General features: G+C 33.9%; 2 protein-coding genes. Both read left to right on the plus strand.

Translation table 11 applies throughout. The annotated features are described in order from the left end of the window. A partial coding sequence (locus L6Q46_RS13985) for an AMP-binding protein (RefSeq protein WP_291284826.1) occupies positions 1-896 on the plus strand: 896 nt, incomplete at its 5' end. A 224-nt stretch (positions 897-1120) separates the two neighbouring features. Further along, on the plus strand, positions 1121-1582 hold a 462-nt coding region (locus tag L6Q46_RS13990), incomplete at its 3' end, for an AMP-binding protein (protein ID WP_291284827.1).

Consider the following 1582-nt stretch of genomic DNA (forward strand, 5'->3'; position numbering starts at 1 on the left):
CAACAGCCATTCGTGCTATCAAAAAAGAAGATCCAAATGGAGAATTTATTAAACAATATGATTTAAGCAGTTTACGAATTCAATTCTTAGCAGGAGAACGTTGTGATGTAGCTACTTTAGAATGGTATCGTGAACATATTCCAGTTCCAGCTATCGACCATTGGTGGCAAACAGAATCAGGTTGGCCTATGATTGCTAATATGATGGGAGTAGAGTATCTACCTATAAAACCTGGGTCAGCTGGAAAAGCAGTTACAGGTTACGATATCCGAATTTTTGGAGAAAACGGACAAGAGTTAGGTCCAAATGAAGAAGGTTACGTAGTTATCAAATTGCCTTTACCTCCAGGAACTTTATTGGATTTATGGAAAGATAATGAACGTTTCAAAGCAGGTTATTTGAATAAATTCCCAGGCTATTATTTCTCAGGAGATGGCGGATTTAAAGATACTGACGATTATATTTACATCACAGGTAGAGTAGATGATGTCATCAACGTAGCAGGTCACAGACTTTCAACTGCTGAAATGGAAGAAATTGTTGCTTCTCATCATTCAGTTGCAGAATGTGCAGTTATTGGTATCAATGACGAATTGAAAGGTCAAATTCCATTAGCGTTGGTTGTTGCAAAATCGGGTGAAGATATAGAACATTTCCAATTGCAATATGAAGTAGTGCATTTGGTTCGAGAACAAATCGGTGCCGTTGCCTCATTGCGCGATGTAGTTGTGGTAAATCGTCTACCAAAAACACGTTCAGGAAAAATCCTTAGAAAAATGATGCGTAGCATAGCTGATGGCGAACAATTTCAAATTCCTTCAACTATTGATTATGAAGCGATTATTGATGAAATCAGAGACGTTTTAGAACATGCTAAAATTGGTTGTTTTAAATAAGAGCACCCGGATAATACAAACTTGTACAACAAAACGCTTATATATACTCATTTCTTATGTTAACTAAATAAAGTGCAACGGCTAAATATTTGTTTATCAAAAATCTATGTGCCTATGTGTTTAATTTTTAGAATATGCTATATATAGTAATTTAGCAAGAAATTATAAAATTCTTAAAACAGATTGGCTATCTTTACATTATCAATTAAAAATAAAGCTAAAAAATGAGTTATTATAAAATTAAAGATTTAGAGAATTACTTTAAAATGTATAAGAAATCGGTGCGCGAACCAAGAAAGTTTTGGGATCGTATTGCTGATGAGAATTTTACTTGGTATCAAAAATGGGACAAAGTTTTCGAATTTGATATGCAGGAAGCAGAATTCAAATGGTTTTTAAATGCGAAAGTTAACATCACTAAAAACTGTATCGACAGACATTTAGCAAAACGTGGTGATAAAACTGCTATAATTTTTGAACCAAATGATCCTAGCGAAGCTGCGCAACATATTTCGTACAATGAATTATATGTTAGAGTTTCAAAATTAGCAAACGTACTTCGTGAGCAAGGTATTAAAAAAGGGGATAGAGTTTGTATCTATTTACCAATGATTCCAGAATTAGCTATAGCTGTTTTAGCTTGTGCTAGAATTGGAGCGATACATTCAGTAGTATTTGCTGGATTT

This window comes from Flavobacterium sp. (assembly GCF_023151265.1).
Classification (GTDB): domain Bacteria; phylum Bacteroidota; class Bacteroidia; order Flavobacteriales; family Flavobacteriaceae; genus Flavobacterium.